The 26,159-nt window shown below is 43.0% G+C and carries 28 protein-coding genes and 3 pseudogenes; 19 read left to right on the forward strand and 12 right to left on the reverse strand.

What is annotated here, in order from left to right; translation table 11 throughout:
• Positions 1 to 425: 425 nt before the first annotated feature.
• The 6 genes from ACO08I_RS25055 to ACO08I_RS25080 all read left to right on the forward strand — a co-directional run bounded on the left by ACO08I_RS25055 (position 426) and on the right by ACO08I_RS25080 (position 6,512).
• Positions 426 to 566 (forward strand): hypothetical protein, encoded by a 141-nt coding sequence (locus ACO08I_RS25055; RefSeq protein WP_421947385.1) that lies wholly within the window; start codon positions 426 to 428, stop codon positions 564 to 566.
• A gap of 189 nt (positions 567 to 755) precedes the next feature.
• Positions 756 to 923, forward strand: coding sequence for a hypothetical protein (locus tag ACO08I_RS25060; RefSeq protein ID WP_421947468.1), 168 nt, complete (start codon positions 756 to 758; stop codon positions 921 to 923).
• 693 nt (positions 924 to 1,616) lie between these two features.
• Positions 1,617 to 1,757, forward strand: a complete 141-nt coding sequence (locus tag ACO08I_RS25065; RefSeq protein ID WP_421947469.1) for a hypothetical protein — start codon at positions 1,617 to 1,619, stop codon at positions 1,755 to 1,757.
• Between the two features lie 49 nt (positions 1,758 to 1,806).
• Complete coding sequence (locus ACO08I_RS25070) at positions 1,807 to 2,229, forward strand: hypothetical protein (protein ID WP_421947383.1); 423 nt, start codon at positions 1,807 to 1,809, stop codon at positions 2,227 to 2,229.
• Positions 2,217 to 2,510 carry a hypothetical protein gene (locus ACO08I_RS25075; protein ID WP_421947384.1) on the forward strand — a complete coding sequence of 98 codons (294 nt, stop codon included), beginning with the start codon at positions 2,217 to 2,219 and terminating at the stop codon, positions 2,508 to 2,510. Before ACO08I_RS25070 ends, ACO08I_RS25075 begins: the two co-directional genes overlap by 13 nt.
• Positions 2,511 to 5,315: 2,805 nt before the next feature.
• A complete protein-coding gene (locus tag ACO08I_RS25080; RefSeq protein ID WP_421947429.1) occupies positions 5,316 to 6,512 on the forward strand; it encodes a T9SS type A sorting domain-containing protein in 1,197 nt (398 codons plus the stop codon).
• Between the two features lie 1,568 nt (positions 6,513 to 8,080).
• Here the strand turns inward: ACO08I_RS25080 and tnpC (ACO08I_RS25085) are convergent.
• From tnpC (ACO08I_RS25085) to ACO08I_RS25105, 5 genes and pseudogenes are all read right to left on the reverse strand, one after another.
• Positions 8,081 to 9,280, reverse strand: a pseudogene (tnpC, locus tag ACO08I_RS25085) (IS66 family transposase); the annotation flags it as partial.
• Positions 9,281 to 9,353: 73 nt separating this feature from the next.
• Complete coding sequence (tnpC, locus tag ACO08I_RS25090) at positions 9,354 to 10,898, reverse strand: IS66 family transposase (protein ID WP_421947415.1); 1,545 nt, start codon at positions 10,896 to 10,898, stop codon at positions 9,354 to 9,356.
• A gap of 30 nt (positions 10,899 to 10,928) precedes the next feature.
• On the reverse strand, positions 10,929 to 11,279 hold the full coding sequence (gene tnpB, locus ACO08I_RS25095; RefSeq protein WP_421947416.1) for an IS66 family insertion sequence element accessory protein TnpB: 351 nt from the start codon (positions 11,277 to 11,279) through the stop codon (positions 10,929 to 10,931).
• Positions 11,272 to 11,580, reverse strand: a complete 309-nt coding sequence (gene tnpA / locus ACO08I_RS25100) for an IS66 family insertion sequence element accessory protein TnpA (RefSeq protein WP_421947417.1) — start codon at positions 11,578 to 11,580, stop codon at positions 11,272 to 11,274. Before tnpA (ACO08I_RS25100) ends, tnpB (ACO08I_RS25095) begins: the two co-directional genes overlap by 8 nt.
• Positions 11,581 to 11,667: 87 nt before the next feature.
• A pseudogene (locus ACO08I_RS25105) lies at positions 11,668 to 11,796 on the reverse strand (DUF6444 domain-containing protein); the annotation flags it as partial.
• Between the two features lie 99 nt (positions 11,797 to 11,895).
• Between ACO08I_RS25105 and ACO08I_RS25110 the strand changes: the two are divergent.
• The 3 genes from ACO08I_RS25110 (at position 11,896) to ACO08I_RS25120 (ending at position 13,432) form a co-directional block, all read left to right on the forward strand.
• A complete protein-coding gene (locus ACO08I_RS25110; RefSeq protein ID WP_421947470.1) occupies positions 11,896 to 12,495 on the forward strand; it encodes a hypothetical protein in 600 nt (199 codons plus the stop codon).
• 389 nt (positions 12,496 to 12,884) lie between these two features.
• Positions 12,885 to 13,139, forward strand: coding sequence for a hypothetical protein (locus ACO08I_RS25115; RefSeq protein ID WP_421947471.1), 255 nt, complete (start codon positions 12,885 to 12,887; stop codon positions 13,137 to 13,139).
• Entirely contained in the window at positions 13,121 to 13,432 is a 312-nt protein-coding gene (locus ACO08I_RS25120; protein WP_421947472.1) for a type II toxin-antitoxin system RelE/ParE family toxin, read from the forward strand. Before ACO08I_RS25115 ends, ACO08I_RS25120 begins: the two co-directional genes overlap by 19 nt.
• Before the next feature lie 403 nt (positions 13,433 to 13,835).
• On the opposite strand, the gene ACO08I_RS25125 is transcribed toward ACO08I_RS25120, so the two are convergent.
• Entirely contained in the window at positions 13,836 to 15,143 is a 1,308-nt protein-coding gene (locus ACO08I_RS25125; RefSeq protein ID WP_421947473.1) for an IS1380 family transposase, read from the reverse strand.
• A 386-nt stretch (positions 15,144 to 15,529) separates the two neighbouring features.
• On the opposite strand from ACO08I_RS25125, the gene ACO08I_RS25130 reads away from it, so the two are divergent.
• Positions 15,530 to 15,766 carry a DUF433 domain-containing protein gene (locus tag ACO08I_RS25130; protein WP_147168000.1) on the forward strand — a complete coding sequence of 79 codons (237 nt, stop codon included), beginning with the start codon at positions 15,530 to 15,532 and terminating at the stop codon, positions 15,764 to 15,766.
• Between the two features lie 300 nt (positions 15,767 to 16,066).
• Here the strand turns inward: ACO08I_RS25130 and ACO08I_RS25135 are convergent, their stop codons facing one another.
• A complete protein-coding gene (locus tag ACO08I_RS25135; RefSeq protein WP_421947474.1) occupies positions 16,067 to 17,074 on the reverse strand; it encodes a transposase in 1,008 nt (335 codons plus the stop codon).
• Positions 17,074 to 17,394 (reverse strand): transposase, encoded by a 321-nt coding sequence (locus ACO08I_RS25140; RefSeq protein ID WP_421946841.1) that lies wholly within the window; start codon positions 17,392 to 17,394, stop codon positions 17,074 to 17,076. The genes ACO08I_RS25135 and ACO08I_RS25140 overlap by 1 nt, the downstream gene beginning before the upstream one ends.
• A 64-nt stretch (positions 17,395 to 17,458) precedes the next feature.
• On the opposite strand from ACO08I_RS25140, the gene ACO08I_RS25145 reads away from it, so the two are divergent.
• The 9 genes and pseudogenes from ACO08I_RS25145 to tnpC (ACO08I_RS25185) all read left to right on the forward strand — a co-directional run.
• Entirely contained in the window at positions 17,459 to 17,707 is a 249-nt protein-coding gene (locus tag ACO08I_RS25145) for a DUF5615 family PIN-like protein (protein WP_421947475.1), read from the forward strand.
• Between the two features lie 246 nt (positions 17,708 to 17,953).
• Positions 17,954 to 18,373 carry a hypothetical protein gene (locus ACO08I_RS25150; protein WP_421947476.1) on the forward strand — a complete coding sequence of 140 codons (420 nt, stop codon included), beginning with the start codon at positions 17,954 to 17,956 and terminating at the stop codon, positions 18,371 to 18,373.
• Positions 18,374 to 18,383: 10 nt separating this feature from the next.
• On the forward strand, positions 18,384 to 18,740 hold the full coding sequence (locus tag ACO08I_RS25155; protein ID WP_421947477.1) for a hypothetical protein: 357 nt from the start codon (positions 18,384 to 18,386) through the stop codon (positions 18,738 to 18,740).
• Between the two features lie 236 nt (positions 18,741 to 18,976).
• Positions 18,977 to 19,285 carry an IS66 family insertion sequence element accessory protein TnpA gene (tnpA, locus tag ACO08I_RS25160; protein ID WP_421947417.1) on the forward strand — a complete coding sequence of 103 codons (309 nt, stop codon included), beginning with the start codon at positions 18,977 to 18,979 and terminating at the stop codon, positions 19,283 to 19,285.
• Entirely contained in the window at positions 19,278 to 19,559 is a 282-nt protein-coding gene (gene tnpB, locus ACO08I_RS25165; protein WP_421947478.1) for an IS66 family insertion sequence element accessory protein TnpB, read from the forward strand. The genes tnpA (ACO08I_RS25160) and tnpB (ACO08I_RS25165) overlap by 8 nt, the downstream gene beginning before the upstream one ends.
• Positions 19,556 to 19,864: an IS66 family insertion sequence element accessory protein TnpA gene (tnpA, locus tag ACO08I_RS25170; protein ID WP_421947417.1), complete on the forward strand. Its 309-nt coding sequence runs from the start codon at positions 19,556 to 19,558 to the stop codon at positions 19,862 to 19,864. Before tnpB (ACO08I_RS25165) ends, tnpA (ACO08I_RS25170) begins: the two co-directional genes overlap by 4 nt.
• Positions 19,857 to 20,207 carry an IS66 family insertion sequence element accessory protein TnpB gene (tnpB, locus tag ACO08I_RS25175; protein ID WP_421947416.1) on the forward strand — a complete coding sequence of 117 codons (351 nt, stop codon included), beginning with the start codon at positions 19,857 to 19,859 and terminating at the stop codon, positions 20,205 to 20,207. Before tnpA (ACO08I_RS25170) ends, tnpB (ACO08I_RS25175) begins: the two co-directional genes overlap by 8 nt.
• A 30-nt stretch (positions 20,208 to 20,237) precedes the next feature.
• Positions 20,238 to 21,782 (forward strand): IS66 family transposase, encoded by a 1,545-nt coding sequence (gene tnpC / locus ACO08I_RS25180; protein ID WP_421947415.1) that lies wholly within the window; start codon positions 20,238 to 20,240, stop codon positions 21,780 to 21,782.
• Positions 21,783 to 21,813: 31 nt separating this feature from the next.
• Positions 21,814 to 22,629: pseudogene (gene tnpC / locus ACO08I_RS25185) on the forward strand (IS66 family transposase); the annotation flags it as partial.
• A gap of 252 nt (positions 22,630 to 22,881) precedes the next feature.
• Here the strand turns inward: tnpC (ACO08I_RS25185) and ACO08I_RS25190 are convergent.
• The 4 genes from ACO08I_RS25190 to ACO08I_RS25205 form a co-directional block, all read right to left on the reverse strand.
• Entirely contained in the window at positions 22,882 to 23,310 is a 429-nt protein-coding gene (locus ACO08I_RS25190) for a PLAT/LH2 domain-containing protein (RefSeq protein ID WP_421947479.1), read from the reverse strand.
• Positions 23,311 to 23,559: 249 nt separating this feature from the next.
• Positions 23,560 to 24,324 (reverse strand): hypothetical protein, encoded by a 765-nt coding sequence (locus ACO08I_RS25195; protein WP_421947480.1) that lies wholly within the window; start codon positions 24,322 to 24,324, stop codon positions 23,560 to 23,562.
• Positions 24,325 to 24,345: 21 nt separating this feature from the next.
• Positions 24,346 to 25,161: a hypothetical protein gene (locus ACO08I_RS25200; protein ID WP_421947481.1), complete on the reverse strand. Its 816-nt coding sequence runs from the start codon at positions 25,159 to 25,161 to the stop codon at positions 24,346 to 24,348.
• 16 nt (positions 25,162 to 25,177) lie between these two features.
• Positions 25,178 to 25,999, reverse strand: a complete 822-nt coding sequence (locus ACO08I_RS25205; RefSeq protein WP_421947482.1) for a LamG domain-containing protein — start codon at positions 25,997 to 25,999, stop codon at positions 25,178 to 25,180.
• Between the last annotated feature and the right edge of the window lie 160 nt (positions 26,000 to 26,159).

The following is a 26,159-nucleotide window of genomic DNA, read 5'->3' on the forward strand; positions in this document are numbered from 1 at the left end:
AATTTGGGTAAACCATCGAATTGAATAGGGGATAAGGTCAAGGATTTGAACCTTTCACCGAATAAGAGTCTGATCAAATTGAATCGGGTTGTCGAGAATCAAGTTGAAATTTTAGAGATTGAAAATCAGTAGATTGAATTGGTCAACTTGAATTGAGATCGACTTGAAAAACTGGAATTTAGCCGAATCAAATTGAAGACTGGAGATTAGAAATTTTGATCAATTTGGGAGATTAGTCTTCAAGATCAGGAATTTGAAACCGGTAAATTGAGATCAGTTTTCAAGATCAATTTGAGATCATCAGAATTAGGGAATCGGTTCAAAATGATTGAGAAATCAGTAGAAAAGGCCCTTTTGAAGTATCCAGAATCGGTAAAACGGTCGCTTTTTTAGGTTTACAACGAATAAAATGGAAGCGCCCAACAATGGCTACACACAAGCTGGGTAAAAATCTACGATTGAAAAATCAGAATGAAAAGCCCGCTGCAGTCAGCAAAAGCCAGGCTTTGCCAGTTTCGCCTTTTGCTGCCTGCGCTAGTATTGGTGAAATCGGACGAAAAGAGTAAATTTAGAATCCCAGCCTGCGCGTAGCCGGGCCGTTGGGTGCAAGCCCTACCGGGGGGAGCCATCCCGCCCGCCCGGCACTGCGCACATCCTCGCCTAAGGGCTCTTATGTGCGGCAATTGCTCGGGCTCACAGCCAACCCGCCCTGCACCCAACACAGGGCTACACACAATGGGGGTAAAATCCTAGAAATGAAAAAGGTGAATCAAAATCCGCACAGCCATCAAAAAGCCAAGCTTCGCCAATTTCGTCTTTTTGCTGTCTGCGCTGTATATTTGAATCAAGAACAGAAAGGGTTGATGGAAAAATCCCCCACTGCGTGTAGCCTGGCCGTTGGGCGCACTCCATTTTGGGAATAAAAAACTGATAAACAAACGATTAGAGATTAAGCCTGCCTTTTAAAATCGGGAATAATTGGTTTTTGGAACCCGAGTTTTGTTTGTTACGGTCAATTGAATGTATAGCCCAATTAGGCAGGCAAAAAAGGAAAATAGAGTTGTTTTATCGGGTAATCCGTTGTCCCGAATAATTGAGATCCTTAACAATTACCGCTCCCTGTCATCGAAAGAAGAAATCGAGTTTTTTGGAGAGAGCTTGCGTTTAGGGCCTCAATACGGAAAATCAAGAATTTGGGTAAACCGTTGAATTGAGTAGGGTAGGAGATCAAGAAATCTGAACCTTTCACCGAATAAGAATCTGATCAAATTGAATCGGGGTGCCGTGAATCAAGTTGAAATTTTAGAGATTGAAAATCAGTAGATTAAATTGGTCAACTTGAATTGAGATCGACTTGAAAAACTGGAATTTAGCCGAATCAAATTGAAGACTGGAGATTAGAAATTTTGATCAATTTGGGAGATTGACTTTCAAGATCAAGAATTTGAAACCGGTAAATTGAGATCAGCTTTCAAGATCAATTTGAGATCATCAGAATTAGAGAACCGGTTTAAAAAGATTGAAAAATCGGTAAAAACGGCCCTTTTGGAGTATCCAGAACCGGTAAATCGGTCGCTTTTTTAGGTTTACAACGAATAAAATGGAAGCGCCCAACAATGGCTACACTCAAGCTGGGTAAAAATCTACGATTGAAAAATCAGAATGAAAAGCCCGCTGCAGTCAGCAAAAGCCAGGCTTTGCCAATTTCGCCTTTTGCTGCCTGCGCTGGTATTGGTGAAATCGGACGAAAAGAGTAAATTTAGAATCCCAGCCTGCGCGTAGCCGGGCCGTTAGCATCAATTGAAAATGAAAAAAATTACCATTATATTAATCATATTTTTCACAACTTCTTGTATAGATGTAAATAAGCTTGTTGAAGAAATTGCACAAGATAAAATGATGGAATCAGAACATATTGGTTTTATTGGAGAAAAAAGTGAACAATATCAAAAATTTCTGAAGCTTAAATCAAAAGCGAGTGACGAAAAACTAAAAGGATTGACAACCCATGAAAATCCGTTAATAAGAACTTATGCATATAAATCACTAATTGAACGAGAATTAATTAAACCATCAAAAGCATTTAATGATGCCCTACAAGACAATGAAAGCTTTTCAAAGATGAGTGGTGACCAAATATTGGTCTCAGATATTTGTACAGAAATATATTTTGAAGCAGTAAATTTCTATCCAGATTCTGAGACAGACATAAAAAAATGGATAGTTTAATATTGTATAAGTTAGATGAAAATCATTTTTTGCAATACATTGCTCTGAAAGACAAAAAGCATGATGAAAAATACAATGATAGAATCAAAGATTTGGCAATAGAGTTTCATAATTCATCTGCAATCTTTTACATAGCTGAAAACAATATTGAAATCGACAAATCGAAATTCAAGGAATCAATAAAATTGACTATTAAAAAAGGTGGAATTGGGACTGGACCGATAAAAGAGTTAAATAAAATCCTCGTTAATTTTGACGATGAAGATAGGAAAGAAAACTGATGCTAACAATGGCTACATGCCATGCCGGTAAAAAACTTTCGAGAAGAAAATAGAGATGAAAAACCCGCACAGTCAGCAAAAGCCAAGCTGCGCCAATTTGCTCTTTTGCTGCCAGCGCTAGCATTTGTGAAATGGAAACTGAAATGGTAATTTTAGAATCCGGCACGGCACGTAGCCGGGCCGTTCACAGACAATCGCGCAACTGATGAAAGGTATCAGTAAGAATTTGAAATAAGGATTCTCCCCGCCTGGAAATGGAAAATGCCCGAGTAGAAATTTTCAGAAACTGGGTATAAACTGGTTAGTCCATTGGAGAAAAAGTCTGTTAAGGCGGGGTAAATGAGAAGTTCTACAGTTTTTTAGTTGGTTTACGAGAATCGGGATAGCCCGAATAGAAAAATCAGATCAAGAGTTATCGCGGCCCCGTCCGATGGAAATGAAAACGGTATCAGGAAAAGAGCCCGCGTCCAGGGGGCTTATGAAAATCAAAATGGTAAATGAAAATCAACGAGCAAATATGGGTTTCATGCCCGAATAAGATTGGTTTTTGAGGGTTCGCAGGTGCATTGAATAGATTTAGCAGGAGAATAATTGAATGATTTTCATTGGGTTAAGTTGGTTTTTACGGGCGATAAAACAAATGAGGTTAGCTGTTACGCCCGAAAATTGGTTTGTCCTCAACGAATAAATTGGATAAATTTGGGAAAAGCCCCCTTTCTCGTCTTCGAAGATAGAGAGATGGCCGCTTATTTTGGCAATATCGAATAAAACGCGAATGCTGTGAACACAGTGCAGCCGGCAATACTCCGCTGCGCTACGTACTGCGGCTGCACGTTCCCGTTATGGGGTACCGCATCAGAATTGGTATTCTATGGAATTGAAAGTATGAATTGTCCCGCCTCAAAAATGGAACTCAGAATCGGGTAATTGTCCGGAAATCGAGAACTGATTTTCAAATCGGGCAATTGAAATTTAAAAAGGCGGGTAAATGCCCTGTCGAGTATTGTATTCTTTACGGTGAATCGGGCAGAAAACGAAAAATTTGGATGCTTAAGATTAACCGGGCCCATCTTGAAAAATGATATTGGTTTTTTCAGAAGGAGTTTGAGTTTAGGCGGCTTTTGAATAAAAACCAAGAATCAGAATTTCGTCCAAAAACAGAATTTGGGAATCAGGAATCTGGAGATTTTGAAACGGAGAACGTTGATTGAATCAATTTGACAATCTAAGATCAGAGATCAAAAACTCAAGATTTGGAGAACCTGAAACTAATTTTGATGAATTTGGGAGATTGAATCCAGTAAATTGAAGAGATCAAAAATCAGGTTGAATCTTCTGGAAATTGAGGCCTGAATCCTGAACCAGATTGATTATCGTCCGATTTTTGGTTGATTTTAGATTCAAGAAGATCAAATTAAAGAATCAAGATTTTGAAATTGAATCGACTGAAAATCAGCAAATTGAAATCAGTTGAAAAGAATTGAACAGCCGCCTTTTGGTTTATCCAGAATTTGAAATGGGCCCTTTTTTTGAAACGGTGAAAAGAATAAAGCGGCAACCCATAACAATGGCTACATGCCATGCCGGTAAAAATCTTCGAGAGGAAAATGGAGATTGAAAAACCCGCGCAGGCAGCAAAAGCCAGGCTGCGCCAATTTCGCCTTTTGCTGCCTGCGCTAGCATTTGTGAATTAAGACGAAAATGGTAAATTTAGAATCCGGCACGTCACGTAGCCGGGCCGTTGGGCGCACTCCATTCTGGGAATAAAAAACTGATAAACAAACGATTAGAGATTAAGCCTGCCTTTGAAAATCGGGAATAATTGGTTTTTGGAACCCGAGTTTTGTTTGTTACGGTCAATTGAATGTATAGCCCAATTAGGCAGGCAAAAAAGGAAAATAGAGTTGTTTTATCGGGTAATCCGTTGTCCCGAATAATTGAGATCCTTAACAATTACCGCTCCCTGTCATCGAAAGAAGAAATTGAGTTTTTGGGAGAGAGTTTACGTTTAGGGCCTCAATACGGAAAATCAAGAATTTGGGTAAACCGTTGAATTGAGTAGGGTAGGAGATCAAGAATTTTGAACCTTTCACCGAATAAGAATCTGATCAAATTGAATCGGGTTGTCGAGAATCAAGTTGAAATTTTAGAGATTGAAAATCAGTAGATTGAATTGGTCAACTTGAATTGAGATCGACTTGAAAAACTGGAATTTAGCCGAATCAAATTGAAGACTGGAGATTAGAAATTTTGATCAATTTGGGAGATTAGTCTTCAAGATCAGGAATTTGAAACCGGTAAATTGAGATCAGTTTTCAAGATCAATTTGAGATCATCAGAATTAGGGAATCGATTCAATGAGATTGAAAAATCAGTAGAAAAGGCCCTTTTAAAGTATCCAGAACCGTTAAAACGGTCGCTTTTTTAGGTTTACAACGAATAAAATGGAAGCGCCCAACAATGGCTACATGCCATGCCGGTAAAAATCTTCGAAAGAAAAATGGAGATGGAAAACCCGCGCAGGCAGCAAAAGCCAGGCTGCGCCAGTTTTGTCTTTTGCTGCCTGCGCTAGTATTTGTGAAATGAAAGGAAAATGGTAAATTTAGAGTCCGGCACGTCACGTAGCCTGGCCGTTGGGCGCAAGGCAGTCAAAATAAACGATACAGGAAACGACTCCTAAATTTAATATTTCAAAGTATTAGAAACATAACTTTTAAGACTGTTAAATATAGGCACTTTCGAATATAGGAGATGATTAATCGTTTCTACGATATCATTACTCAAATCATAAATCAACTAGCACGTATGAAAAGTTTAACTATTCTCTTCGTTTTCTCAATAAGCTCTACTTTGGTATTCTCTCAACAAAAGAGATTAATGGTACATGATTTACTCAATAATGAGATTTCCTTTATAGATACACTGGATAACTTACCTAACTTAACAGCTGATAGTACATCACATTATATTGGAAGCGCTGATTATCCTACAGTTATTCTGCCAACTTCTACGCCATTTGAAAACGTTATCCCCGAAACGAACTTTACAAATAGGGTGAAAGTTGCTGACCAATACGATATTAATTCCTACCCATTTAGAACCTCAGTCAAGATTTTTGCCAATCAGAATGATTCCTTGACCAGTATTTGTTCCGGTGCATTTATTGGTAAAAATCAAATTTTAACATCTGCACATTGCCTATTTAGTTTATCCTCAAATAATCCAGATTCTCTCTTATATGACTCTATTCTTGTTTGCCCCGCATATGACAATGGTGAACCTTCAAGTGTTTTCTCATGTAGATATGCTTCTAAAGTTTTCCATTTTGAAAAATGGGATCTCGATCCTGATTTAGCAGTTATTCAGATTGATGATAACATAGGCCTAACTACAGGTTGGTTAGGAATAGGGTTCTTTGAACAATTAAATGACTACATAAACAAAGTTTACTACAAGTTTGCCTATCCTAATATTTTCCCAAATTTTTCTGATGAATTTAATGGTGATACATTGTATTATCAGTATGGCACTTTTGATCTTGTTGGAAATGTGAACTCTAACTTGGTTGGAGTAAATCAAGTTGTAGGTTTTCCTGGTGAAAGCGGAAGTCCTATGATAAGCATTGATAATGACGTCTCTTACACCAACTTTGGTGTATTAACTTGGAGTGCTGGGAATAGACATACCGTATTTTCGAAAGAAGAATTTTATTCATTCAAAAGAATTATTGAATCTACTGTTTCTAGCCTGGATAATATTTCAACTCCATCTTTTAAAGTATATCCCAATCCGTTGAGAAATACTCTAAATATCAGTTTTGAAAATACGGACTCTGATGATTTTGAGTATAGAGTTATCGACGGGCAGGGAAAAATAATTAAAGTTGGAAAATTACCATTCAACCACAATCAAATTGATTTAGAGGAATTAATACAAGGAGTCTACTTTATACAAGTTGTTTCTTCTAATCAAATTTTTTCTCAAAAAATAATAAAGATTTAGACCCTGCGCCCAACAATGGCTACATGCCATGCCGGTAAAAATCTTCGAGAGGAAAATGGAAATTGAAAAACCCGCGCAGGCAGCAAAAGCAGGCTGCGCCAGTTTGGTCTTTTGCTGCCTGCGCTAGCATTTGTGAATTAAGACGAAAATGGTAAATTTAGAATCCGGCACGGCACGTAGCCGGGCCGTTGGGCGCACTCCATTTTGGGAATAAAAAACTGATAAACAAATGATTAGGTAGAAAGCCTGCCTTTTAAAATCGGGAGTAATTGGTTTTTGCAACCCGAGTTTTGTTTGTTACGGTCAATTGAATGTATAGCCCAATTAGGCAGGCAAAAAAGGAAAATAGAGTTGTTTTATCGGGTAATCCGTTGTCCCGAATAATTGAGATCCTTAACAATATCCGCTCCCTGTCATCGAAAAAGGAAATCGAGTTTTTTGGAGAGATTTTGCGTTTAGGGCCTCAATACGGGAAATCAAGAATTTGGGTAAACCATCGAATTGAATAGGGGATAAGGTCAAGGATTTGAACCTTTCACCGAATAAGAGTCTGATCAAATTGAATCGGGTTGTCGAGAATCAAGTTGAAATTTTAGAGATTGAAAATCAGTAGATTGAATTGGCCAACTTGAATTTGAGATCGACCTGAAAAACTGAAATTTAGATGAATCAAATTGAAGACTGGAGATTAGAAATTTGGATCAATTAGAGAGATTGACTTTCAAGATCAAGAATTTGAAACCGGTAAATTGAGATCAGTTTTCAAGATCAATTTGAGATCATCAGAATTAGAGAATCGGTTCAAAATGATTGAGAAATCGGTAAAAACGGCCCTTTTGAAGTATCCAGAATTGGTAAACCGGTCGCTTTTTTAGGTTTACGACGAATAAAATGGAAGCGCCCAACAATGGCTACATGCCATGCCGGTAAAAATCTTCGAGAAGAAAATTGAGATGGAAAACCCGCGCAGGCAGCAAAAGCCAGGCTGCGCCAGTTTCGTCTTTTGCTGCCTGCGCTAGTATTTGTGAATTGAGACGAAAATGGTAAATTTAGAGTCCGGCACGTCACGTAGCCGGGCCGTTCACAGACAATCGCGCAACTAATGAAAGGTATCAGTAAGAATTTGAAATAAGGATTCTCCCCGCCTGGAAATGGAAAATGCCCGAGTAGAAATTTTCAGAAACTGGGCTTAAATTGGTTAGTCCATTGGAGAAAAGTCTTTTAAGGCGGGGCAAATGAAGTTTCTACAGTTTTATAGTTGGTTTAGGAGAATTGGGATAGCCCGAATTGAAAAATTAGATCAAGAGTTACCGCGGCCCGGTTGAATGGAAATAAAAACGGTATCAGGAAAGGAGTCCGCGTCCAGGGGGCTTATGAAAATCAACCGGTAAATGAAAATCAATGAGCAAATAAGGTTTCATGCCCGAATAAGATTGAATCTTAAGGGTTCGCAGGTGCATTGAATAGATTCAGCAGGAGAATAATTGAATGATTTTCATTGGGTTAAGTTGATTTTACGAGCAATAAAATAAATGAGGGTATCAGTATGTAACCATTCAGCCGGTATATCAATCGCCCCAGACCAAATTCGATACGAATGGCTCAGTTTGGCCAGTGAAGAGCTTCTTCATGGCCTCAAAAGCGGAGTATCCCTGTTTAGTGGCTGTGGATAAGAAAGCCCTGATACGCAGGAAGCGGTTGCCAGTCTCTATGCTGTGAAAGAAACCGGATATTTTCATTTTCACTTTTAGCATCCTTATGTCCCGCTCCGCCCTGTTGTTGTCAAAAGGGACCCGGAAGTCGTACAGGAAACGGAGCACCTCGCTGGCATATTCTTTTAAGGCCATAAGGAGGTTGTGGGTTTTGGTTTGCTTAGGCGGCCCTTTTGTGCCATCCCCATTTATAGCAGGGTGCAGTTTTAGCCCCTGTTGTACCCAGGTCATGTATCGTTGGCGGTACTGTGCGCAGTGGCTGGAAGAAAACGCATCTTTGCCTTGCGCTTTTGCCCGTTTTACTGCTTTATTGATGTTTTTGAGCAGTTCCTGCAGTTGCCGGGCCCAGTAATCATTATGCTCGTCAATGACGGCTTGTAAGTTGCGCAGTAAATGGGCATTGCACAGGCTATGCTGGCAGTCATAGCCGAAGTAGTTAGCGTAGCGGTCATGCACTGCAATGCCTTTAAAACCTGGCAAGATGCCCATTTCGTCCATCGTAGCATAGCCCCGCTTTCCAAGAAAGAAGTAAGTATGGGCGCTGCCGCTGGACACATGGGCATAAGCCTGCCCTTGCGCGCGCACGCCTGTTTCGTCAAAGCCGGCTACCTCCTCTTGTTGAAAGCGCCTTATTATTTGCTCGCTGAAGCTGTCCAGTTGGCAGCAAGCCTCTGAAAGCATATTGTCCAGCGTCCCTTCGCTTATTGGCTGCCCTAAAAAATCGGACAGCAGTTCTGCCGTGCGTCCGTAAGGCAGCAATTGGTAGGACATGCAGTAGCTGGCAAATGTCCGCAGGTTGGGGCCGTACACCGCATTATTTGTAGCTTCGGCGGGGAAGAGCCCCTGCGTGCGCACCCCACAGCAGGAACAGCTGGCGCGGTGTGCACGGTGCTCTGTGACTTGTATCTCAATTGGTGGGATATCGAAGACCTGACGGCGGTCAAACCCCAAGCTTGGCTGCCCCGATAAATCTGCGCCGCAACCAGAGCAAGCCTTTGGGTAATGGTCCTCAATCTTCGCCTCGGCGCTGGGCACCATCTTCAAAGTAGTGCCCTTATGCCCTGGCTGTCCACCGGGTTTCCTGCCTTTCTTGCTTTTTTGGGTTGTTGTGCGGTAAGCGTCCGAGCAACTACGTGTTTTGCTCCATCGGTTTCCACTGGGGGCTGGGTATTAGGGTGTTGAGTTCGGAGAGCTTGGTATCAGGGATACGATCGAGGGTGTCTTTAAGCCATTGGTAAGGATTGATCTGATGTTCCTTACAGCTGGCCATGAAGCTGTAGATCATGGCGGCCCGCTGAGCGGCTTCGTGGGACCCGGCAAAGAGATAGTTCTTTCTGCCCAAGGCCAGAGGCCGGATTTTGTTTTCGATATGGTTATTATCGATGAGTAGGCGGCCGTCCTGGAATAGGGTTACTAAAGTGGGCCATTGGTTTTGGGCATAGGTGAAGGCCTGCCCCATTGCACTTTTGGGGGTGACATAGACGCATTGCTCATCCAGCCAGTCTTTAAACTCCTGGAACAAAGGCAGTAGATGCTCTTCCCGATAGGCCTTACGTTTTTCGGGGGTATATTCTGCGGTTTTGCGTTCGTGGCCATAGATCTGCTGGATCAGTCCCAGAGCATGCTGGGCTCGTTTTTTATCATTGCCCTGTGCTTCGAAGAACTTACGCCGCACATGTGCCCAGCAGCCCAGGCGTTCTACATCGGCACGTGCAGCGATCTGGTTGTAGGAGCCCAGTCCGTCGGTCTGTAAAAAGCCGCCCTGGAAGCCGCTCAATACAGTATTGGCGGCCTTCTGGCCACGATTATCTTCATAGACAAACAGCACCTGCCCGGTCTGTGGGCTACGTATTGCCCACATCCAGCCCAGCATCTGTTTGCTGCCCTTTTTACGGGTATCTACTTTGATACGATTACCGTTCTTGTCTTTGAGGATTTTGGTCAAGACCTTTATTTTTGATTCGTCGGCTTGCAGATAGGCCTGTTCCAATATCTGCTGGCGATGGACTTCGTATAGCGGCTTGAGTAGGGTGCAAACGGCTACAAACCAGCTATTGATGGTTGATTTGTGGACCGCCCAGTCATGATTGCGCTTAAAACGCTGGATCTGCCGGTAAAAAGGCAAATGATCAATATATTTATTGATAATAATGTGAGCTAGCAGACTAGCCGAGGCAATACTCTTTTCAATGGGGCGGCTAGGCAGCGGTGCACAAACAAACTCGGTGTTTTCATCCACCCGCGTATTGGGCTTGGCGTATTTGGGGCGGATCAACCGGATGACCTTCAGCTCCGCCGGTGTATATTCCACATACTCGGTGATGTGCTCGCCAACACGCACCATGCCCGTAGTATCTTCTTCCGGTTCCAGGGCCTTTTCTTCTACCGGGAAATGCTCCGGCAGCGGTGTGCGCCCGGGATGCTTCTTTTTTGCCACCGGCTTATTGCGCTCGTAGCTGATCTTTTCCCGCAAGGGGGCCATCTCCGCCCCCTCCGCTTCGGCCTCTTGGCCGGCAGCGAACATATTGAGCTGTCCGGCCGGTGGAGCATCCGCTACAAAGCGTTCGCTCTTACGCCCAAACAGCATACGCTCCAACTTCTCCAAACGGAATTTGAGTTGCGCATTTTCGGCCAAAACGGCCTCGTGTTCTGCTATGGAAACGGTTGCTTTCATTGGTGAAAAGATACGAAAAAGGTAGCAAAATCAGGCACCGTGGCGGTATCTTTTGCGCCTTTTTATGGACTTTAATTCGATGCCTTCCAGCACTAGCACCAGCTCCGGCCAGCTTAGCTCGGCCGTCCCCTCACGGGCCGCCAGGGGCAACTCAAAAGTCCCCCGCTCCAGCTGTTTGTAATACAGGGCAAAGCCTGTTATATCCCACATCAGCAGCTTAATACGGTCGCGGCGGCGGTTCACGAAAATGAATACATCACCGCTCATTAATTCCTGGTCCATATGCGCCCGCACCAGGCCGCTCAGCCCCGAAAAGCCCTTGCGCATATCTGTGGCCCCGCCGTAGAGGAAATACCGCTGTCGAGAAGAAAAACTAAGCATGGCATAGATGTTGGATGATTTGCGCCAGGGTCGCTGGCGAACCGCTGCGCAGGCGCAGCTCTTGATCGGCCAGGCACACTACTACTTCATGTGCCGCCCGGGGTTCGTGTGCGGCCCGGGGACGGATGCGCAAGAAGCCGGCCCCTTCATCTGGAACGTGTTCCGACAGACGGCGCTGCCAATAATAAAAAGTAGCTGCATTGATACCTTCTCGTTCACAAAATGCCTTCTTGCTTAACCCGGAAGCAGACTGCTCGGCCAGCAGAGCCTGCCACTTTTGTACGCGTTTGACTGGATTCATATCTTTAGGTTTTGCCCAAAGGTAGATTCATGAAAACCGGCAGTCAAGACGCCTTTGCTCGGACGCTTACGTTGTGCGTGACTTCTTAGGGCCATCACTGCTCGGCGGTCGAGAACTGTTCCGGCTGTTTTGGTTGAGCTGGGCTTCCAGTTCTTTGATGCGCTGCTCTAATGCCCGGATCGTTTCGTCGCGCTGGGATATGGCTTCTTGCTGCATAGAAACAATAACCCTGACCACCTGGCTAATGTCAGGCGGCAGCTTGGATAGCAGGTTATTTAGGGCAGACGGTTCCATGGGCTTAAATATCGTATTTTTTTGACTTTTTTAAAGCGGCTGAATGTTTACCTAGATTTAGCAGATGGGTTTTCATTGATTTTCGGAATAGACTTAAGAGAAGCTAAAGATTCGTTGGTGCAATTTGGTATAGTATCTTGGGAACAGGATTTAAAGAAAAACCCAGAAGAGGAAGAAATCAATTCGAAAAATATGGCACCAATGATTTGCGAGTGCTTTGAAGGGTTAAGATATTATTTGGGAGATAAGGAGAGAGTAAGTCTTCCAAAGCCAAAAGACTATTTCTCAATCTATCTGAGTGGGTTTATTCAAGATCCTGGTTATTTACTTTCGATAATTATTAAAGAGGAAAAGGAGTTTACTATCGTTGGAAGGCTAATGACGACTGGAAAGAATGGAGAGCATGTTTTTAAATTGAACGAGAATGATACTCCTAATAGGATAAAAAAAATGCCGATTACAACGGCAACATTAAATTTGAATATATCCGAAGATAAAAAGGTGAAAGGTAGATTGGATCTAGAATTAGGATCGTATATCGAATTATATGAGAATGGTGATATGAAAGAGTTTAAACAAACGAATATTAAAATTGACTTTCTGTGTAAAATTCAAGAATGATGAATACAGCCTGCAACAATGGCTAGCCGACAATACTCCGCTGCGCTGCGTACTGCGGCTAGCCTGGCCGTTGTAGCCAACCGATAAATTAAGAAAATCACAATTCTGACTTTTGTTTGATTTAAGGGAAGATTCAGCTGTGTTTAACTCTATCGAAGGCTGTGTCAAATCAGAAATATAGCCATTTAAAAGATGAAAAGAAGTTCCGATTAAACTATTTGGAACAAAAGTCTCATTGGACATTGTAGTTTGTTGAGCCCAAATAAAATTTTTTCTGGCAATAGGGATGATTGGAGAGTATCCAGACAGAAGAAGAAAAATTAGCGAACTTGTAGATTTCAAAATAAAGTTGGATATTGAGTAAAACAATATTCAGTTAAAGCAAAGTTATGAGCAAGACATATTATATAAATGTGAAGTCTTCGAATTTAAAGGATTTCCATCAGATCATTAAATCCTTGAAGAATCTTGGAATTATTGATTCATTTGGTTCAGTGGGTGAATTGGCAAGAGAGGGAACCCCAATTTCTATTGAAGATTTGATCTCAGTATTGGAATATTCAAGACAAGAAGTAAAAGAAGGGAATACATTAACTTCTGAAGAGGTAAAAAAACAAGTTGAAAGTTGGACGAAAAAACAGTAGTCAATTGGACATTTTCAGCTTTGGAAATGTTAGCGGAGATTCATGATTATATTTTAGAGCAAAGTGGAGAATTATCGGCAGATAAATACATGAATGAATTAGTAGAATATACCGAAAAACTTGAAAATCATCCTGAATCTTGTGCACCATGTAGGAATAGCAGATTAAGAGAATTGAGGTTCAGGTGCTGTAATTTTAAAAATCACATTATAATTTATGATTTTATTGGTGGAGTAGTTAATATTCATGCGATAATCCATTCCAAGAGAAATCCTGATAATATAGATATTTAATTGAAAACGGCTGGCTACAACAATGGCTACATGCCATGCCGGTAAAAATCTTCGAGAAGAAAATTGAGATGGAAAACCCGCGCAGGCAGCAAAAGCCAGGCTGCGCCAAGATCGCCTTTTGCTGCCTGCGCTAGCATTTGTGAAATGGAACGAAAATGGTAAATTTAGCCCGGATTATTCACGGCATGGAGTTGAAATTAAATTTTAACTCCATGCCGCGCTGATTTTATCAAAACTACTCCTTGGCTCCCGGTCGGAATAGAATTAATTTTTCTTCGCCAAGAATTTTTTCTCATTTTGCCGGAAAAAAGCCGAAAATGATGAGCCAAGGGCATAGCCTTCCCTCCAGGGCTTGCCCCTGTAGAAAAAACCCCCTCCTTGTTGACACCTGGCTGGCGAGCCACTAACACTGCATCATTACTTCTCGGAACAGGTTCTGTTGGGAAAAGGCTCGCGAAAAACGAATGTGTATCCTGCGAACCGTTTCATGAACCTGGGCAGCTACTTTTAGCAGATATAGCCGGATAGACTGTACCGACCAGGCCCAGGCTTTGGCATGAGCCGTTTTCCGGATCAGTCCCCGTAAATTGCGCAACAACTCATAAGCCAGGCACGACAGCATTAGCCGGAAGAAGTTGGCACTGAAACGATGGCAACTGAGCCGGTCTGAAAAACACATGTTCTTCACTTCCTTGATCCGGTTTTCAGAGGCCTCTCCGCGTTGCACATAAAAATCTTTGTATAGCTCTTCGGCATCGTCGTCGGCAAAGTTGCTAACGATAAAACGCAGATTCATGCCTTTGCCCGTCGATTCAATTTTGGCATATACTTGCTGAGGGTTATCCCAGGAATCAGCCTGGTAACTGAAGGGCCCTACAAACTTTTGATGCCGGGCCCCCTTTTGCCCATAGTGCTTATTGACCCGGTCATAAGATTTCCGGACCGCCGCTTTCAGGCGGGGGTTAGATGTAAGGCCAATGCAAAAATCAAGGTCTTGCTCCTCCACTACCTCATAAAAACCAGGGCAGGAAAACCCGCCATCAGCCCGGACGATAATTTGAATATCCCCAAAGCGCTGGCGGATTTTCCTGGCGATTACCCGCAAAAACCTGTCATTCCATTTATTGGAGTGTACGTTGCCGGGGCGCAATACCGGCAGGATGATTTGCCCCGTTTCCCCATCTATATAAAACAGCTCATTGAGCATCCACTGCCAGTAGTAGCCGTGAAACAAACTGCCCTGCTGATCTCCATGGGTAGGGTCGTCGGTACAATCCACATCAATGATCACATACTCTTTATCAGTGGGCAAACTAGCCACATACCGGTCAACCCACCACTCAGCCAGCCGGTACACGGCGCCCATGTTCAGGCTGTTTTCCAGGCGGCTCAGCGTTGGTTGAGAACACAAGCCGTTATCCATTAGAGCTTTCAGCAAGGGGTCTTCCCTGAGGTAATCTACATCATTACAATCTTCGTAACCGCAAGCCAGCAGCATTACCCGTTGCATTATCAGCTCTTCAACACTGTAAGTGATCAGCTCAGGGTCGCGCCGGTCGGGGACCTGCTCACTGAACGCTTTGATCAATTTTGATCTTCTCGCCAGTTTGTACAGAAGGCTAAAGCCTCCATCTGAGCTGGTTTCCTGGCCCGAAAAATCGAAGGTGTATTGTTTTTTATTCTGATAAAAAGCCGTATTTTTATTACTCATTTTTGGGTATGGAGTTTTTATATTTTTTAAAGCCTAAGCAACTCTAATATAAGAACTTATACCCTTTTTTTATGCCTTGCCGTGAATAATCCGGGCTAAGCAACTCTAATATAAGAACTTATACCCTTTTTTTATGCCTTGCCGTGAATAATCCGGGTTAGAATCCGGCACAGCACGTAGCCGGGCCGTTGCAGGCAATTTGGTACAATCGAATAAAAATATATGTTTAAATAACTGGTAATCAATTTTTAGTTGGTTAATTAAGAATTGTTGATATAGAGACCTAACTAGAATTCAACTAAATTGATCTGAAAACCTTATCTTGTTAGAACCGATTTATGGGAACTCTGAATAACAGAGAAATGTACTGATAAAAAAGATAGAAGATGGAATACATTTTTGAGAGAATAACTGTAGATGACGAACTGTGCAATGGTAAACCTACGATAAGAGGATTGAGGGTTACGGCTCAGACGATTTTGGAGTTTCTATTTAATGGGAGTACAGAAGAAGAAATACTAGAGCAATATCCGGTTCTGGTCAAAGAAGATATAGAAGCATGCAAGAAGTTTGCCTTAGAAATGATGAATAAAAATTACCGGATAAAAGATATAGCAGCCTGATAAAAAGATATGCCGAAATATTTGATAGATGTAAATTTGCCCTACTATTTTGGGTTATGGAATAGCGAAGAATATGTACATCAAATTGACATTGATGCTGCTGGTTCAGCCCCCTAAGAATCGGACAAAATTCTATTAGTGAATAATAATCATTCGTGATGGTATTATCTTTGCTCTGCGAGAACACCAACGGTGACGATTGTACCGAAGGTAGTAATGCGTAGGCCTACCATTACGTTTTTAATAATGAGGCCCCATCGAGGGAACCTCATTATTGCGAGGAACACCTGCTGGTTCTGATTACCCGAAGGAACAGTCATAGCGGTGTATCTCTTTCCAAGATAAAACATCCTGAAGACTTAGCCTCAATTTGAACCGAGCTTTCTTTTTATCGAAGGTTTCCATTTCGATTTGGTTATCCTCCCAGAGTGCCCAAAACATACTCGGACTGAGCATCGCTATAGAGCTATGCTGGCGATGATTATTGTAAGTCTGGTAGAACTTATTCAACCGGTTTTCCAAGTCTTTGAGCGTGTGGAAATAGGCTCCTTTCAAAGAGCTGCCTAAGGTCTTGTGAAAGCTCTCTACGTGGCCATTTTCCTCGGGCGTATAAGGATGAGTAAAAACCTGATCAAGGTGGTTGTCCCGAAAGTATTGTTGGACCATTTTACTGCAAAATTGCTTGCCATTATCATTGCGTATTTCGACGCTGATTTGAGCTTTGAGCAAGTCCGCTGGCTGCAAGTATTTCACGATGACCTGATCCCAGGCATCCTTGATCTGTTCTTGCTTCATGACGTAGCCTACAGCCCAATGTAAGGCAAAGCGGGTAAAAGTATCCAATATCGTCAGGACGTAGGCGTAGCAGGACTTTCCAGCTACCCAGACGTACTTGATATCCATTTCAATGATCCTTAATGGGCCTTGCGGGCATACTCTGCGGTACTGGACAAAATTACGCCCTTTACGTTTTCTGGCCTTACACAAAAGGCCATTTTCCTGTTCCAGCCGGTACACTTTTTTATGGTTGATATACCAACCTCGAACTTGTAAAGTAGCACTCACCAAACGATACCAATTTGGCAAATCTTTATCAGCCAAAATAGAGATAATACCGGTGACTACTTCCTCGTTACTACGACGCGTTAAGAGTTGAGTTACTGGGTCTTTGAACAGTGTCCAATGGGTGGCTTGCTTGCCTACTTTTCGGCCCGTTGGCTGATAGTATAAATCATGGCGGGTAAGCCCCGTTATCGTTAACACTTCATCCCGCATCAAACCCAGCGACATGTATTGTTTTGCTAACATTATTTTCTCAACTCTGGGTACTTTTTTTTCAATAGCTCATCCTTTAACCGGCTTCTCAACTGCTCTTCTGCAAGCATGAGCTTGTAATGGACCAGTTCGTTTTCCAGCTCTCGTATCCGGCTCCGGTTGGCCTTAGCTACGCTATGGTCTAAGCCATCAGCACCATCAGCTTGATACTGCTTTTTCCAGTAATAGTACGTTGCAGGGTACACATCATACTTCGCCAAAGTTACTTTGACCCCATAAGCTTTAGCTTCATCCAGAATCTCCAGCTTCTCCTTTTTGCTGAATTTCCGGCCTCTGTTTTCTTGCTTTTCCATATCTAAATCTCTAAAAAAGTTTTTAGACTTTTGTCAGAGTATTTAGGGGGCTGTTACAGCTGCAATGAAGGATAAGGAAATATGGGATTATGCGAAAGAGCATGAATTAACGATAATTACAAAAGATAGCGATTTTTCAAACCGGATAATGTTTAAAGAGCCTCCGCCAAAAGTAATCCATATCCGATTTGGCAATATGAGTATGAAAGAATTCCATAAAACGGTAAAAGAAGTATGGGGTGGAGTCCTTGAAATGAACAAGGATTACAAATTGGTAAATGTGTACAAAGATAAGATAGAAGGAATTAAGTAAATAAACTGCCTGCAACAATGGCTACATGCCATGCCGGTAAAAATCTTCGAGAGGAAAATGGAGAATGAAAAACCCGCACAGGCAGCAAAAGCCAGGCTGCGCCAATTTGGTCTTTTGCTCTGCCTGCGCTAGCATTTGTGAAATGAAACGAAAATGGTAAATTTAGAGTCCGGCACGTCACGTAGCCGGGCCGTTCGGCGTCATCAAATAAATAAAAATAAGACTTGAGTTACTAAAATCTGATGAATGAAAAACTTACTTGATCGAATAAGAAAGATAGAAGCCTTAATATCTGGAGCGAGCACTAATGGAGAGAAAAATGCAGCTAAAACCGCAAAAGAAAGGATTTTAAAGAAGTATCCAGAATTAGAGATTCACAGGAATCCGGTTGAATATAGGCTTTCGACAAATAGTGAATGGGACAAAAAGCTGTTATTAGCGATTTGCAGAAAGTATGGAGTTAAACCATATAGGTATCATCGACAAAAATATACAACTGTAATGGTAAATATAAACGAAGAGTTCTTGACGAAAGTGCTATGGAAGGAATATCAAGAATACTCAGAGTTATTGAATGGCTTAGTTGAAGAAATAACGAATGATTTGATAAGTAAAATCCATACGCATGAAGATGAAACTATTATTAATGGAAACTTAGAAAATTAAAATAGGATTGATGAACAAATTGGAATTGGCAAAATTAGTGGACTTAAAAGTAAATGAGTTGTTGGAAGAGAAGGGGTATGTAAGTGTAGTCGATTTATTGATGAGATTAGACTATTTATCAAAGGCTGATTATGAACAGTGGAGATATGGGAGGATTGAATATTTAGAAAAAGTGTGTAAGGTAAACCTGTCGAAACTGAGTTTCATTAATAAGCATTTAAGACAAATAAGTAACGACTTAAATCTTCAAAAATCATGGACGTACTATAAGGAATATGGTAAAGGTAACAAGAAGAAATTAAGATTTAGTAAGTCGAATGATGAGAGAATAGAGAAATATTATTCAACCCACCATGTTTTAAGATAAAATGATAAGACGAACGCCGAACAATGGCTAGCCGACAATACTCCGTTTTACTCCGTACTGCGGCTAGCCGAACCGTTGGGTGCAAGCCCTACCGGGGGGAGCCATCCCGCCCGCCCGGCACTGCGCACATCCTCGCCTAAGGGCTCTTATGTGCGGCAATTGCTCGGTAAGCGTCCGAGCAAAGGCGTCTTGACTGCCGGTTTTCATGAATCTACCTTTGGGCAAAACCTAAAGATATGAATCCAGTCAAACGCGTACAAAAGTGGCAGGCTCTGCTGGCCGAGCAGTCTGCTTCCGGGTTAAGCAAGAAGGCATTTTGTGAACGAGAAGGTATCAATGCAGCTACTTTTTATTATTGGCAGCGCCGTCTGTCGGAACACGTTCCAGATGAAGGGGCCGGCTTCTTGCGCATCCGTCCCCGGGCCGCACACGAACCCCGGGCGGCACATGAAGTAGTAGTGTGCCTGGCCGATCAAGAGCTGCGCCTGCGCAGCGGTTCGCCAGCGACCCTGGCGCAAATCATCCAACATCTATGCCATGCTTAGTTTTTCTTCTCGACAGCGGTATTTCCTCTACGGCGGGGCCACAGATATGCGCAAGGGCTTTTCGGGGCTGAGCGGCCTGGTGCGGGCGCATATGGACCAGGAATTAATGAGCGGTGATGTATTCATTTTCGTGAACCGCCGCCGCGACCGTATTAAGCTGCTGATGTGGGATATAACAGGCTTTGCCCTGTATTACAAACGTAAGCGTCCGAGCAAAGGCGTCTTGACTGCCGGTTTTCATGAATCTACCTTTGGGCAAAACCTAAAGATATGAATCCAGTCAAACGCGTACAAAAGTGGCAGGCTCTGCTGGCCGAGCAGTCTGCTTCCGGGTTAAGCAAGAAGGCATTTTGTGAACGAGAAGGTATCAATGCAGCTACTTTTTATTATTGGCAGCGCCGTCTGTCGGAACACGTTCCAGATGAAGGGGCCGGCTTCTTGCGCATCCGTCCCCGGGCCGCACACGAACCCCGGGCGGCACATGAAGTAGTAGTGTGCCTGGCCGATCAAGAGCTGCGCCTGCGCAGCGGTTCGCCAGCGACCCTGGCGCAAATCATCCAACATCTATGCCATGCTTAGTTTTTCTTCTCGACAGCGGTATTTCCTCTACGGCGGGGCCACAGATATGCGCAAGGGCTTTTCGGGGCTGAGCGGCCTGGTGCGGGCGCATATGGACCAGGAATTAATGAGCGGTGATGTATTCATTTTCGTGAACCGCCGCCGCGACCGTATTAAGCTGCTGATGTGGGATATAACAGGCTTTGCCCTGTATTACAAACAGCTGGAGCGGGGGACTTTTGAGTTGCCCCTGGCGGCCCGTGAGGGGACGGCCGAGCTAAGCTGGCCGGAGCTGGTGCTAGTGCTGGAAGGCATCGAATTAAAGTCCATAAAAAGGCGCAAAAGATACCGCCACGGTGCCTGATTTTGCTACCTTTTTCGTATCTTTTCACCAATGAAAGCAACCGTTTCCATAGCAGAACACGAGGCCGTTTTGGCCGAAAATGCGCAACTCAAATTCCGTTTGGAGAAGTTGGAGCGTATGCTGTTTGGGCGTAAGAGCGAACGCTTTGTAGCGGATGCTCCACCGGCCGGACAGCTCAATATGTTCGCTGCCGGCCAAGAGGCCGAAGCGGAGGGGGCGGAGATGGCCCCCTTGCGGGAAAAGATCAGCTACGAGCGCAATAAGCCGGTGGCAAAAAAGAAGCATCCCGGGCGCACACCGCTGCCGGAGCATTTCCCGGTAGAAGAAAAGGCCCTGGAACCGGAAGAAGATACTACGGGCATGGTGCGTGTTGGCGAGCACATCACCGAGTATGTGGAATATACACCGGCGGAGCTGAAGGTCATCCGGTTGATCCGCCCCAAATACGCCAAGCCCAATACGCGGGTGGATGAAAACACCGAGTTTGTTTGTGCACCGCTGCCTAGCCGCCCCATTGAAAAGAGTATTGCCTCGGCTAGTCTGCTAGCTCACATTATTATCAATAAATATATTGATCATTTGCCTTTTTACCGGCAGATCCAGCGTTTTAAGCGCAATCATGACTGGGCGGTCCACAAATCAACCATCAATAGCTGGTTTGTAGCCGTTTGCACCCTACTCAAGCCGCTATACGAAGTCCATCGCCAGCAGATATTGGAACAGGCCTATCTGCAAGCCGACGAATCAAAAATAAAGGTCTTGACCAAAATCCTCAAAGACAAGAACGGTAATCGTATCAAAGTAGATACCCGTAAAAAGGGCAGCAAACAGATGCTGGGCTGGATGTGGGCAATACGTAGCCCACAGACCGGGCAGGTGCTGTTTGTCTATGAAGATAATCGTGGCCAGAAGGCCGCCAATACTGTATTGAGCGGCTTCCAGGGCGGCTTTTTACAGACCGACGGACTGGGCTCCTACAACCAGATCGCTGCACGTGCCGATGTAGAACGCCTGGGCTGCTGGGCACATGTGCGGCGTAAGTTCTTCGAAGCACAGGGCAATGATAAAAAACGAGCCCAGCATGCTCTGGGACTGATCCAGCAGATCTATGGCCACGAACGCAAAACCGCAGAATATACCCCCGAAAAACGTAAGGCCTATCGGGAAGAGCATCTACTGCCTTTGTTCCAGGAGTTTAAAGACTGGCTGGATGAGCAATGCGTCTATGTCACCCCCAAAAGTGCAATGGGGCAGGCCTTCACCTATGCCCAAAACCAATGGCCCACTTTAGTAACCCTATTCCAGGACGGCCGCCTACTCATCGATAATAACCATATCGAAAACAAAATCCGGCCTCTGGCCTTGGGCAGAAAGAACTATCTCTTTGCCGGGTCCCACGAAGCCGCTCAGCGGGCCGCCATGATCTACAGCTTCATGGCCAGCTGTAAGGAACATCAGATCAATCCTTACCAATGGCTTAAAGACACCCTCGATCGTATCCCTGATACCAAGCTCTCCGAACTCAACACCCTAATACCCAGCCCCCAGTGGAAACCGATGGAGCAAAACACGTAGTTGCTCGGACGCTTACCGTCATACGGCCTTTGGCCAACTGGACACTTTTGAAGAGCGGCTCAAGGCACTGTTGACAACAGCAGTTGTGGCCGGCTTTGATGAAACCGGTATCCGGATAATGGCCCAGCGGTTGTGGCTGCATAGCTGTTCGACTAGCCAGCATGCGTATTATAAGCCTCATGCCAAGCGGGGACAGGCTGCCATGGATGATATTGGCATTTTGCCCAAATTCGAAGGCATTGCCATTCATGACTTTTGGAAGAGCTATTACCGCTACGGCCGTGAACACGGCCTGTGCAATGCACACCTGCTAAGAGAACTAACCTTTGTCAAAGAACGCCATAAGCAAGCTTGGGCGGATGAACTTGCAGGCCTGCTCCTCAAAATGAAAGCTACTAAAGAAAGGGCTATTGCCAAAGGCAAGGAGTTCTTGTCCCCGGCAACTTTAAGCCGGTATCGAAGCCTCTATGAAAGCCTGGTACAAAAAGGGCTTAAAGCCAACCCCTACAAACCTCCTCCGAAAAAGAAAAGAGGCCGGGATAAAAAAACGAAGCCTCGAAACCTAATAGAACGCTTTAGAGACTACGCTGACGATATTTTGAGGTTCTTCTACGATTTTAAAGTGCCATTTGACAATAACTTCTCTGAACGGGACATCCGAATGATGAAAGTCAAACAAAAGATCTCGGGTTGTTTCAGAAGTTTTGACGGCGCCAGGTTCTTCGCAAGAATCCGCAGTTTTATCGTCACGGCTCGTAAACAAAATATCAATGTTTTCAAGGCATTGAAGAATTTGTTTATGGATAATTCTATCGTTTTTCAATTAACCAGCACGCAGGCGTGCTGAATAGTTACAAAGTATCTAAGTAATGACCCTATATGAAAACTTTGCAGATGGAACTGTCCCTCAATCATGATTTCTTGATAGTTCTTGTCAGTGCAACTCCCGGATGCTGACCTTTAGCGACAGAGCGCATAGCAGCGACTCCCTTTTTGGCAGCCGCTGCTATGCTATTGAAAGCGGACAAGGTTGTTTATGAATTCAGTGCTGCAAATGATCATTAGCTTGTGGATGTACTCTACTCGCAATGAGTAGTCATTACAGTTTGGTTGGATAAATACGTCTACGAATCTTACCATCTCCAGCAGAGGTAGCAAACCATTTATTTACATTAAAATACCATTCCTCTCCCGTACGTGTATTCAAGATCGTAACAGATTCACAAAACCACCCCGGCTTTTTTCCAGTATTGTCGTGATATAAAACAATAGACTCGATATTTCCGACATCTGGTAATTCATAGCTGTAGACGTCAACATCCCCCTGCTCATGGTTATTGTATTGGTTGTCCAAATGTAAGGCTGTACTATTACGGCTTGCCCCATTTATTTTGAGGAAAACTCGGGCTCCTGTGCCGGCATTTGCCATTTTCGGGGTGACAACCGTTATTTCATAGGTACTCGTGCTTTGAGCATTCAAGGTACCAAATAATAGAATACTCAGGAATAAAGTGATCGTGATTCTCATGCTTCAAGTTTTATTATAAAGAATTAAATATTGCCGTAATTTCAACAATAGAAAATTTTGGTTGCTATTTGAATATCCAACTAACAGATCACCCTATAACGACCAAGGAGTGTCCCTTCAGCTTGTTGCTATTTGTGACCTATTCCAATAAACCAGATGTCAGTGCGACCAACTTATAGCGACCGCCCCTTTTGGTGGCTGCTAATACAAGTGAATATGTACGCTTCATTAAGCAGCTTTCAAATTCCCTTATCCACCTTTTAATATATTGATGTTTCCTATATTCCTCTTAACTCCAACGAATACGCCAAACATATTCATTGATGTGTTAGAATTATCAAACGCTGTGTCAATAACAATATTTCTTCCGTAAAGAATGTTGCTATTAAATGTAAACCTATATTGCAACGAACATATGAAAAAAGTTTTTGGACTAGAAAAAATATTTGTTTTGCCCAATGGAAAACTTGTTCCTAACGCAAAACCTCCATGAAAAATATCGAATCCAATACTAGGTATCACATCAATCTTATTTCCTCCATTTATAGAACCTTCTGCATTTATAGGGTGCATTATACCAATATGAGGTTCTATAAAGAACAACATATTGCTATACCGTACTATATTTAGCTTTATGCTGCCGATAAATTCCAAATAATCAATGAAATAACGAATATCCGTATCTCCTGAAGATGTCCTGAATTCAAAGGGTATGTCATCATTTAAAAGCGTGATATTGTTAATATTACTATAATTAAGCTGTCCCCCAGCAGAATTGTAATAGTTAAACTTAACACCCCAAGATAGGCCACTTGAAATATAGTTTTCAAAATCAGCGCCTATTGATAGCCCTACATTCGACTTGTTTTCCGAAATAAAAAAGCCTTTATTCTTGAGTGAAGACAAGAATGTCCCACCGCTAATGCCCAAAAATATGTCTCCCCCCCCTTGTGCATTTGCTTGAAAAAGACACAAGAAGAAAACTGTGAATAATGAAATTATTTTAACTTTCATGATTTTCTTGTTTAGCCAATGTCAATAAACTGGCTTGGCACTTACATATTCAAATTTCCTTCCATCCGGTCCTACATAATCAGTCGTAAAATGAACAGAGCCGTTAGAAGGAATCACCTTAGTGTAATATGGACTACCCCAATTATTAGTCTCTTCCCAATAACCGCGTAAATTTATTAGAACCTTGAACTTCACTTCCAACTTTTGACCACTATAGTTCTCTATAGACCAATGGTATTTTCCTTCTTCACCCAGAAGACCGTGAACTGTTACCCATTTAAAACCTATATGTTTTGCATATGGGTCATTAGAGGTTTCAGTGTTTGGCGAAGTAGCTTCATTTGTTGGTGAGGATAAATTTGAGGGAGATCTATTAGGCCTGTTCGAGTTCTGAGAATAAGAGGTGTTTGAGTTTTCTCTTCCAATTGTAGAGATGCATTTTCTATTACCTTTATATAATACTTCTACAGAGCCAGGTGTTTTGAATTTTTCAGGGAAGCCATTTAGACTCGAACTCCCGCTCAAAACCCTATACTCTCCCTGATAATTCTCTAATTCATATAGCACTAAATCAATATTACTTGAAATAGCACAATATGTAATTGGATGTTGTTTTCTCCATCTAGGTACTGAGCAATCAAATTCATGTAAGAGGCGACGTGCCGTTCCTCCAACTTCCCAGGGGTATGGATTGTAATAAGCCTTTGCAGAATAGTGATTATTTAAAAAAAAATCTTCACGTATGATTTCCGCTTCTGCATTGAGAGTTGCTATTTCACTGATGTGATCAGATGAAGACAAGAAAAGAGACAATATCAATATTATCGAGAATATCATGACTCTGGATTTTAGATTAGTTATTTGACAAAAACTCAATCTCCTCCTCTGTCAGCGCACGATTGTAAATGCGTACATCATCAAGGGACCCCTTGAAGTAACTACGTCCTCCGGCAGTAGTAGCTTCAGGGTTTCTGGTTCCAAAGCGGAGCGGAGAGGCATTTTGGGTTGAACAGCCGCCTGAAGTATCGTTAGCGTCATCATCTTTAGTGGCTACGAGAACTCCATTAAGATAGTAGTACATAAGCGTTGACTTTTTTTGAAAGACGATATGATACCACTGATCAACCTTCTGCTCATCGGTTCCAATTGAATTTCCTTGTTCACATTCATTACTTCTAAATCTCCCACCCACGAAGCGCAAATCTTGCTCTCCCTCTGAAAAATTTATTCTTACGCTAAATGGATAGCCATATTGACTGCAACTACCATCTTTACACCACTTGGCTACAATATCGTTTGAAAAACTACCATTATCAGGCTGCTCATCTGGATTCACAAAAGCGGAAATAGTGAAGTCCTGAGTATTCCCAAAGTTAAAGGCTGACCTGGAAGGAAACTCCACATAAGTCGAGCCTGAAAAATAGACGGCTCTGCTGATTTCCCCATTCCGGTCTTCGGTAAAAGTTACGCCTCCTTCCAGAGCGCCTGCCTGACCAGAAACCATGTCTTCAGCATTCCCATCAAAAGGAGTGTGAAGGACAAGCCCTTCCTGCAACTGCATAGAGAGATCAGGTGTCGCTTCGCCTTCTTCATCCTTACAAGCGCTAATAGTCAATAGTGTGACCATCATCAGTATCACACCCATAATCAGAGTCGAATGCTTCATGTTTTTCATTTTTTATTGGTTGGAAAGTGGTGATCGCCAGACTAATTTTACATTGCCAGCTGTAGTAACTTCGATCGACAGTGACGTAAAAAGCTACCCTGGAAAATCAGTCCGCAAACATACTTGCCAATCTTTGTGACTATAATTGTGTTTCTGAACTCAAGATAGC

It is taken from the genome of Phaeodactylibacter xiamenensis (genome assembly GCF_965229835.1).
GTDB lineage: Bacteria > Bacteroidota > Bacteroidia > Chitinophagales > Saprospiraceae > Phaeodactylibacter > Phaeodactylibacter xiamenensis.

Coding starts and splice junctions, on each gene's coding strand:
- ACO08I_RS25055 (WP_421947385.1), top strand. CDS start 426: ATGGCTACACACAAGCTGGGTAAAAATCTACGATTGAAAAATCAGAAT.
- ACO08I_RS25060 (WP_421947468.1), top strand. CDS start 756: ATGAAAAAGGTGAATCAAAATCCGCACAGCCATCAAAAAGCCAAGCTT.
- ACO08I_RS25065 (WP_421947469.1), top strand. CDS start 1,617: ATGGCTACACTCAAGCTGGGTAAAAATCTACGATTGAAAAATCAGAAT.
- ACO08I_RS25070 (WP_421947383.1), top strand. CDS start 1,807: ATGAAAAAAATTACCATTATATTAATCATATTTTTCACAACTTCTTGT.
- ACO08I_RS25075 (WP_421947384.1), top strand. CDS start 2,217: ATGGATAGTTTAATATTGTATAAGTTAGATGAAAATCATTTTTTGCAA.
- ACO08I_RS25080 (WP_421947429.1), top strand. CDS start 5,316: ATGAAAAGTTTAACTATTCTCTTCGTTTTCTCAATAAGCTCTACTTTG.
- tnpC (WP_421947415.1), bottom strand. CDS start 10,898: ATGAAAGCAACCGTTTCCATAGCAGAACACGAGGCCGTTTTGGCCGAA.
- tnpB (WP_421947416.1), bottom strand. CDS start 11,279: ATGCTTAGTTTTTCTTCTCGACAGCGGTATTTCCTCTACGGCGGGGCC.
- tnpA (WP_421947417.1), bottom strand. CDS start 11,580: ATGAATCCAGTCAAACGCGTACAAAAGTGGCAGGCTCTGCTGGCCGAG.
- ACO08I_RS25115 (WP_421947471.1), top strand. CDS start 12,885: ATGAGCAAGACATATTATATAAATGTGAAGTCTTCGAATTTAAAGGAT.
- ACO08I_RS25125 (WP_421947473.1), bottom strand. CDS start 15,143: ATGAGTAATAAAAATACGGCTTTTTATCAGAATAAAAAACAATACACC.
- ACO08I_RS25130 (WP_147168000.1), top strand. CDS start 15,530: ATGGAATACATTTTTGAGAGAATAACTGTAGATGACGAACTGTGCAAT.
- ACO08I_RS25135 (WP_421947474.1), bottom strand. CDS start 17,074: ATGTTAGCAAAACAATACATGTCGCTGGGTTTGATGCGGGATGAAGTG.
- ACO08I_RS25140 (WP_421946841.1), bottom strand. CDS start 17,394: ATGGAAAAGCAAGAAAACAGAGGCCGGAAATTCAGCAAAAAGGAGAAG.
- ACO08I_RS25145 (WP_421947475.1), top strand. CDS start 17,459: ATGAAGGATAAGGAAATATGGGATTATGCGAAAGAGCATGAATTAACG.
- ACO08I_RS25150 (WP_421947476.1), top strand. CDS start 17,954: ATGAAAAACTTACTTGATCGAATAAGAAAGATAGAAGCCTTAATATCT.
- ACO08I_RS25155 (WP_421947477.1), top strand. CDS start 18,384: ATGAACAAATTGGAATTGGCAAAATTAGTGGACTTAAAAGTAAATGAG.
- tnpA (WP_421947417.1), top strand. CDS start 18,977: ATGAATCCAGTCAAACGCGTACAAAAGTGGCAGGCTCTGCTGGCCGAG.
- tnpB (WP_421947478.1), top strand. CDS start 19,278: ATGCTTAGTTTTTCTTCTCGACAGCGGTATTTCCTCTACGGCGGGGCC.
- tnpA (WP_421947417.1), top strand. CDS start 19,556: ATGAATCCAGTCAAACGCGTACAAAAGTGGCAGGCTCTGCTGGCCGAG.
- tnpB (WP_421947416.1), top strand. CDS start 19,857: ATGCTTAGTTTTTCTTCTCGACAGCGGTATTTCCTCTACGGCGGGGCC.
- tnpC (WP_421947415.1), top strand. CDS start 20,238: ATGAAAGCAACCGTTTCCATAGCAGAACACGAGGCCGTTTTGGCCGAA.
- ACO08I_RS25190 (WP_421947479.1), bottom strand. CDS start 23,310: ATGAGAATCACGATCACTTTATTCCTGAGTATTCTATTATTTGGTACC.
- ACO08I_RS25195 (WP_421947480.1), bottom strand. CDS start 24,324: ATGAAAGTTAAAATAATTTCATTATTCACAGTTTTCTTCTTGTGTCTT.
- ACO08I_RS25200 (WP_421947481.1), bottom strand. CDS start 25,161: ATGATATTCTCGATAATATTGATATTGTCTCTTTTCTTGTCTTCATCT.
- ACO08I_RS25205 (WP_421947482.1), bottom strand. CDS start 25,999: ATGAAAAACATGAAGCATTCGACTCTGATTATGGGTGTGATACTGATG.